The sequence below is a fragment of the Roseisolibacter sp. H3M3-2 genome (genome assembly GCF_029211165.1).
In the GTDB taxonomy this organism is placed as follows: domain Bacteria; phylum Gemmatimonadota; class Gemmatimonadetes; order Gemmatimonadales; family Gemmatimonadaceae; genus Roseisolibacter.
This window is the reverse complement of record NZ_JARGEK010000276.1, coordinates 1-6,721: the sequence shown is the minus strand read 5'-3', so window position 1 is coordinate 6,721 and position 6,721 is coordinate 1. Positions and strand designations below refer to the sequence as shown.

The window sequence follows — 6,721 nt, the reverse complement described above, 5'->3', positions numbered from 1 at the left end:
GCGGTCGGCCGGGTAGCCGCGCGCCGCCAGCACGACCGCGTCGTCGGCCGCCGCGGCGTCGAGCAGCGCGTCGAGCACGTCGGCCGCGTCGCCGTCGCGCGCCTCCACCAGCAGGACGGGGTCGGCCCCGTCGGCGACGTGCCGCCAGGCGGCGAGCACCCGCCCGCGCGCGTCGGCCGGCACGGCGTTCCCCGCCGCGGACTGGCGGAGCGCCGCTCGCGCCCCCTCCGCCTCGCGCGCCGCGACCTCCCCCCGCACCGACTCGGCGAGCGCGGTGAGCCGGGGCGGGAGCCCGCTCCCCAGCTCCGCCCGCCGCCGGGCGGCCAGCGCGTCGAGCGCGCGCAGCGCCGCCGCCGGGTCGCCAGCGCGACGCAGCGCGCTCGCCAGCCGCTCCGTCGCGCCAGCATCGAGCGGGTCGAGCGCCACCAGCCGCTCCGCGTCCGGGATCGCCGTCGCGGCGTCGCCGGACGCCTCCAGCAGCGCCAGCCGGCGCTCCAGCACGCGCGCGAAGGCCGCGCGCACGCGGGCGCGCTCGCCGTCGGCCCACTCGCGCAGCGCCGACCCCTCGCCCGGCTCCTCGCCGCCCAGGAACTCCCCGCCCCAGGCGGCGATCGCCGCGTCGAGCGCGCCGGCCGCGGCGTGCCGCTCCATCTCCTCCACGTCGGTGTGGAGGCCGTCCGGGCGCAGGGCGACCGTCTCGCCGTCGAGCGTCAGCGCGTCGGGGATCGCCTTCCGCAGCCGGAAGAGCGCCTGCCGGAGCGAGCCGCGGGCGCGGGCCTCCTCGCGATCCTCCCAGAGCAGCGTCGCCAGCGTCCCCCGTGACTCCGCGCGCCCGCGCCGCCCGGCCAGGTAGGCCAGCAGGAGCAGCTCGCGCCGGTGGGCGGGGACGGGCGCGCCGTCCGGGCCCGTCAGCTCGAGCGTCCCGAGCGTCCGGAGGCGGTGCGGGACGCGCCCGTCAAGTGTCGACACGGAAACGAGTTGACGCTGCTGGTGATGGGGTCGTGACGCGGCCGGCGGATCGTGTCGCCACACCCGCCGCCCGACGGCCGGCTGCCGACCGCTGCCGTCCGAATCTAGGGCGACGATCACCCATCAGGACCCCATGACCCCGACCGTCCTCGCCTCCGACGCGGCCGCCCCGCGCATCGCCCCCGCCGAGCGGTGGGCGGCGCTGAGCGGCGTCGCCGCGAGCCTGCTGGCGTTCTTCTCCGGGGCGTTCGCGCCCAACCCGCCGACCCACGGCACCGACGCCGTGCTGCTCGCCCACTTCCGCACGCACCACGACGGGACGATGCGGGGCGTCTTCGCGCTGATGCTCGCCGCGATGGCGCTCCTCGTCTTCGCCGCCGCCGTGGCCAACGCCGCCCGCCGGGCCGGGAAGGCGCGCGGGCGCGACGCCGGGCTGCTCGCGGCGCTGACGCTGCTCACCGGCGCCGCCGCGGTCGGGATGCTGGTCGCCGCGCAGGCCGGCGCCGCCGCGACCGCCGTCGTCGGGCACCACGCCGCCGACGCCGCCCTGCCGCGGGCGTTCGACGAGATCGGCCACATGTTCGCCCACCTCTCGGTGCTGCCGCTGGGCGCGTTCATGATCGCCGCCGGCGCCGCGCTGCTGCAGGTCCGCCTGGGGGCGCGCTGGGTCGCCGCGGCGGGGATCCCCGCCGGCGCCGCGATGATGCTGTCGGGGACGTGGGTGTTCGTCGGCGGCGACCGCGTGCACGACGCCGGCGGCTTCGCCTGGCTGGCCATGATCCTGTGGTGGATCGCGCAGGGCGTCGCGCTCTGGTGGGCCGGGCGCGCGCCGGCCGCCGACCGCCGGGCCGCATCCGCCACGGCGTCTGCCGACGCGCTCCCCGCCTGACCGTCCCGTCCTCTCCTCCGACTTCCCTCCGACTTCCGAGCCTCCGATGCCGTCCTCCGCCCTCCGTCGCTCCGCCGCCGCCGCCGCCGCCCTCGCCCTCGCCGCCTGCGCCGCGCCGGCGGTCGCGCCCACCGCCCCCGGCGCCCGCCGCCGCGCCGCCGGCGCCGGCATCGCCCCGATCGGCGCGACCATGCGCTTCGGACGCCCCGACATGAACGCCTTCGCGCACATGGCGCAGAACGCGATGGCGCACGCGCAGGCCGGCCACGCGGTGGACCGCGTGTATCCGGGGACCGTCGTCATCGCCCGCGGGCAGACGGTCGCGTTCGAGTCGTTCCCGGTCCACCAGGTCGCCGTCTACGCCCCGGGCACGCGCCCCGAGGACGTGCGCCTCGACGCCGAGCACCTGGCCGACGCCGAGACGCCGTGGGGGACCTTCCCCGACGTGCTGATCGACGACCCCGCGAGCCGCCTCGCGGTGAGCCCGCTGTCGTTCGAGCGGATCACGTGGACGCCCGACGCGGCGACGTTCGACCGGCCGGGGCGCTACCTCGTGCTCTGCACCCTCGTGTTCCACTTCGTGCCGACGCGCATGTACGGCTGGGTCGAGGTGCGCTGACCGGGGTGCGATCCCGGCGATGGGGTAAAACGCCCCACGCCGGCCGGGGCGTGGGGCGCGAACGTGGGGCATCACCCCGCACCCCACGTCCCATGTCGCGCAGCTATCCGTACACGATCGAGAACGGCGCCGGCGAGCGCCTGACCTTCCTCCGCCGCGTCCCCACGCCGAACGGCGACCGCCTCGAGGCGGAGAACTGGGTCGCCCCCGGCTCGGGCCCGCCGATGCACACGCACTACCTGCAGGACGAGGGGTTCACGGTGGTCGAGGGGCGCATGGCGTACCAGCGCGCCGGCGGCCCGGTGGAGTACGCGGGGCCCGGCGAGAGCGCCGTGTTCCGGCGCGGCGAGGCGCACCGCTTCTGGAACGCGGGCGACACGCCGCTGCGCTGCACGGGGTGGCTCGAGCCGGCGCACAACTTCGAGTACTTCCTCGGGCACGTCTTCGCGTCGATGCAGCGCGGCGGGGCCGCCCGCCCGCCGGCGTTCGACGCCGCGTTCCTCACGCGCCGCTACCGCAGCGAGTTCGCCATGCACGTCGTCCCGGCCGCGGTGCAGCGCTTCGTCTTCCCGCTCGTCGTCGCGCTGGGCACGCTGCTCGGCCGCTACGCGCGCTACGCCGACGCCCCGGCGCCGGTGCGGCAGTGACGGGGGCGGCTCAGCGCGTCGGCGCGAGCGGGCGCGCCATCAGCCAGTCGGTCTGCGCGTCGGCGCCGAGCACGAAGGTGTGCGCGCCGACGCGACCGAAGCCGTACTTGGCGTAGAAGGCCGCCGCGCGCGGGTTCCGCTCCCACACGCCCAGCCAGAGCGTGCGCGCGCCCCGCGCCCGCGCCGCGTCGAGCACGGCGTCCATCAGCGCCTGCGCGACGCCCTGCCCGTGCCGCGCGCGCGCGACGTACAGCCGCTTCAGCTCGAGCGGCTCGGGCCCCGTCACCGCCGCCGGCGCCGGCCCCGACGCCAGCTGCGCGTAGCCCACGAGCGCCGGGGCGCCCGCCGCGTCGTGGTCCTCGGCGAGCAGCACCGCGCCCGACGCGTCGGCGATCTCGGCGGCCTGCCGCGCGGGGGAGAACGCCCCGGCGACGTAGCGCGCCATGTCCTCCGGCGTGTTCGCGTCCGCGAAGGTGTCGCGGAAGGTCTCGGCGGCGAGCCGGCTCAGCGCCTCGGCGTCGGCAGCCGAGGCGGGGCGGACGCGGAGCGGCGACGCGCCCGTCACGGCGCGGCGGGCGGCAGGGCCGCCAGGAACGCGCGCATCGGCCGCTCGGTCTCGCCGGCGTCGCTGAGGAACTGGTAGTGGTGCGACGGGAACGAGACGACGCGCGCGTGCGGCACCTCGCGGGCGAGGCGGGCGCGCTCGCGCGCGACCCAGGGCCGCATCACCGTGTCCACGACCGTGGCGACGCGGGCGCGCTGCGCGGGATCGTCCGCCAGGAAGGGGAACATCACCGTCAGCGGGGTCCACTCCGCGTAGAGGGCGAGCGCGGGCGCGCGCACGCCGCGGAAGTCGAGCGGCCGCGTGGCGGCGAAGATCGCCTCGGCGACGCGCCCCGGCGTCCGGCGGCCCAGCACGGCCCCCGCGGCGTCGAAGCGCGTCGTCGCCAGCACCTCGCCGATCGGGTACTCCATCCCCATCGCCCGCCGCAGGTAAGCGCGGTAGCCCGCGGCGTCCGCGCGGTCGCGCGCCGCCGGCCGCGGCATGCCGGTCAGCACCGAGTCGAGGCGCGCCTCCATGGCGATCGCCTCGACGTGGTCGAGCGCGGCGTCGAGGTAGACCACGCCGGCCGTCCGCTCGGGGAACCGCGTCGCGAACGCCGTGATCTCGTCGCCGCCGAGCGAGTGCCCGACGAGCACCGCCCGCCGCAACCCGAGCGAGTCGAGCACCGCGCGCAGCTGCGCGACGCGCGCGTCGAGCGCGTAGCCGTCGCGCTCCGGCTGGTCCGAGCCGCCGAACCCGACGCGTGACACGCCGACCACGCGGTGCCGGTCGGCGAAGCGCGGCGCGAAGTCGTCGAAGACGTGCGCGGAGTTGCCGAAGCCGGGGACGAAGACGAGCGCCGGGCCGGCGCCGCCCCAGTCGAGCACCTCGAGCCCCACGCCGTCGGCCACGACGCGCGCCGCGCGGTGGGGCGAGGGGTCGCCCTGCGCGCGCGCGGCCGCGGGCGCGGCGAGGACGCCGGCCAGCAGGAGCGCGACGAGCGGTCGGGAGCGAGGCATGGGTCCGCGTGGGAGGGAGCGTCCGCCTACGCTACCGCCGCAGCCGCTCCTCCACCATGCGGCGCAGCGTCCCGTCCTCGAGCCGGCGGCGCAGGTGCTGCCCCGGGCAGCCGGTCTGCGCGTAGTGGTAGTGCCCGCCCAGCCGGTCGAGGGGCAGGTCGAACTCGCGCAGCGCCCACGCCATCAGGTCGGCGATCGCGTCCAGCTGCTCGGGCGTCGGCTCCTGCCGCTCGTAGTTCCCGACGACGCTGATGAGGAAGTGCCCGCCCGGGTCGTACGTGGTGTTGGTCTCTCCCTGGTAGCGCCAGTCGCGCCCCTCGTACACGTCGCCGCGCAGGCCGAGCAGGAAGTGGTACGGCACGTCCCACCAGTTGCGGTCGGACGCGCCCCACGACTGCAGCGCGCGCAGCTTGGTCGGCACGTCGTCCTGCGGCTGCAGCGTGCGGGCGTCGCCGGTGTGGTGCAGCGTGACGTGGGAGATGCGGTGCGGGATGCGGAGCCGCATCGCCGCCCCGCCCGCCGAGTCGGACGCCGCGACCTCGGGCGGCAGCGACGCCGCGGCCGCGACCTCGAGCGCCACCAGCCCCGCGCCGAGCTCCCCGGGCCCGTAGATCGCGACCACCGCGACGTGGTGCCCGCGCCAGTTGAACGCCGCCCCCTCGCGCACCATCCGCTCCTCGCGCGCGTCGCCGTGCGCCAGCCGCAGCCGCGCGACGTCCGCCGGCCGCGCGCCGCTCGAGTCGACCGCGGTGGCGAGCACGGTCACGGTGAGGTCGCGGAACGCCAGCGAGTCCCCCGCGCGCTTGTTGCGCCGCGTCGCATCGGCGGCGTGGCCGAGCGCGGGACGCGACTCCCAGCGCGCGTGCGGGACGACGCCGGGCGGCAGCCGGTGCGGCGTCGCGCGCGGGGCGCGGCAGCCGAGGGCGGCGAGGGCGAGGGTGATGGCGGCGAGGGCGGGGCGCGGTATCATGAGCCGTTCGACGGCGAAGATCGGGGAGGGGCGAACCTCAGGGTACTGCGAAGACCGGGGTGAACCGAACCAAGGGGTGGGGCGAAGAGCGGGGTACCACGAACCTACAGACTCGAGCCGGCAGGTCCGCGGTACCCCGCCCTTCGCCGGTCCCCCGTTCGCCGCATCCCGCACTTCGCCCTACCCGGATCTTCGCCGCACCCTGCTCTTCGCCCCATCCCGGCCTTACGCAGTACCCCCCTCCGCCGCACCCCGCCCCGCATGCTCCGACTGCGCCAGCAGGACCTCCCCTTCCGCGGCAGCTCCCACCAGTTCGTCGGCGCCGAGCAGGGCGACACGGGCGTGTCCGTCTTCCTGTTCGAGGGGAAGCCCGGCAGCGGGCCGGGGCCGCACCGGCATCCGTACGACGAGATCCAGTTCATCCGCGAGGGGCGCGGCCGCTACGTCGTGGAGGGCGCGACGTTCGAGGCGTCGGCGGGGGACATCCTGGTGATCAAGGCGGGCGAGGTGCACAGCTTCACCGCGATCGGCGACGGGCCGCTGGTGCAGCTCGACGTGCACCTCAACCCGACGTTCGTGCAGGAGAACCTGTAGGTGGCGGCGGGCGACCCGCTGGCGCGGCTGCGCGCGCTCTGCCTCGCGCTCCCCGAGGCGCACGAGGTGGTCGCGTGGGGCGAGCCGACCTTCCGCGTGCGCGACCGGATGTTCTGCACCTACGCCGCCGCCGACAACCACCACGGCGCGGGGCGCCCCGCGGCGTGGATCAAGGCGACGCCGGCGAACCAGGCGCTGATGGTGGCCGACGCGCCCGACCGCTACTTCGTGCCGCCCTACGTGGGGAAGAGCGGGTGGGTCGGCGTGTGGCTCGACCGGCGGCCGCGCTGGCGCGACGTCGGCGGGCTGCTCGAGGACGCGTACCGCCGCACCGCGCCGAAGAAGCTGCTCGCGGCGCTCGACCGGCCGGCGTAGCGTGCGCCGCGCCGTGACGCGCCTGGCCGCCGCGCTCCTCGTCGCGCTGGGTGCGGCCTCCTGTGCGCGCGCGACCCCGCCCGCCGCCGCGCCCG

Annotated in this window: 9 protein-coding genes; 5 read left to right on the top strand and 4 right to left on the bottom strand. The window is 77.3% G+C overall.

Annotation, left to right across the window (positions count from 1 at the left end; translation table 11 throughout):
• A partial coding sequence (locus PYV61_RS18675; protein WP_275834416.1) for a BTAD domain-containing putative transcriptional regulator occupies positions 1-969 on the bottom strand: 969 nt, incomplete at its 3' end.
• 133 nt (positions 970-1,102) lie between these two features.
• Between PYV61_RS18675 and PYV61_RS18670 the strand changes: the two genes are divergently transcribed.
• The 3 genes from PYV61_RS18670 (at position 1,103) to PYV61_RS18660 (ending at position 3,124) form a co-directional block, all read left to right on the top strand.
• Positions 1,103-1,858 (top strand): hypothetical protein, encoded by a 756-nt coding sequence (locus tag PYV61_RS18670; RefSeq protein WP_275834413.1) that lies wholly within the window; start codon positions 1,103-1,105, stop codon positions 1,856-1,858.
• Positions 1,859-1,904: 46 nt separating this feature from the next.
• Complete coding sequence (locus tag PYV61_RS18665; protein ID WP_275834411.1) at positions 1,905-2,477, top strand: hypothetical protein; 573 nt, start codon at positions 1,905-1,907, stop codon at positions 2,475-2,477.
• A 92-nt stretch (positions 2,478-2,569) separates the two neighbouring features.
• Entirely contained in the window at positions 2,570-3,124 is a 555-nt protein-coding gene (locus PYV61_RS18660; RefSeq protein WP_275834409.1) for a cupin domain-containing protein, read from the top strand.
• A 10-nt stretch (positions 3,125-3,134) separates the two neighbouring features.
• Here PYV61_RS18660 and PYV61_RS18655 read toward each other — a convergent pair whose 3' ends face one another.
• The 3 genes from PYV61_RS18655 to PYV61_RS18645 are packed head-to-tail and all read right to left on the bottom strand — an operon-like array spanning position 3,135 to position 5,657.
• Complete coding sequence (locus PYV61_RS18655) at positions 3,135-3,689, bottom strand: GNAT family N-acetyltransferase (RefSeq protein WP_275834407.1); 555 nt, start codon at positions 3,687-3,689, stop codon at positions 3,135-3,137.
• Positions 3,686-4,687 carry an alpha/beta hydrolase gene (locus PYV61_RS18650; protein ID WP_275834405.1) on the bottom strand — a complete coding sequence of 334 codons (1,002 nt, stop codon included), beginning with the start codon at positions 4,685-4,687 and terminating at the stop codon, positions 3,686-3,688. Before PYV61_RS18650 ends, PYV61_RS18655 begins: the two co-directional genes overlap by 4 nt.
• A gap of 31 nt (positions 4,688-4,718) precedes the next feature.
• Positions 4,719-5,657: a peptidoglycan recognition family protein gene (locus tag PYV61_RS18645; RefSeq protein ID WP_275834403.1), complete on the bottom strand. Its 939-nt coding sequence runs from the start codon at positions 5,655-5,657 to the stop codon at positions 4,719-4,721.
• Between the two features lie 261 nt (positions 5,658-5,918).
• On the opposite strand from PYV61_RS18645, the gene PYV61_RS18640 reads away from it, so the two are divergent.
• Together PYV61_RS18640 and PYV61_RS18635 are read left to right on the top strand one after the other, a co-directional pair.
• A complete protein-coding gene (locus tag PYV61_RS18640; RefSeq protein WP_275834401.1) occupies positions 5,919-6,251 on the top strand; it encodes a cupin domain-containing protein in 333 nt (110 codons plus the stop codon).
• Entirely contained in the window at positions 6,252-6,626 is a 375-nt protein-coding gene (locus tag PYV61_RS18635) for an MmcQ/YjbR family DNA-binding protein (RefSeq protein ID WP_275834399.1), read from the top strand.
• The last annotated feature ends 95 nt before the right edge of the window (positions 6,627-6,721 follow it).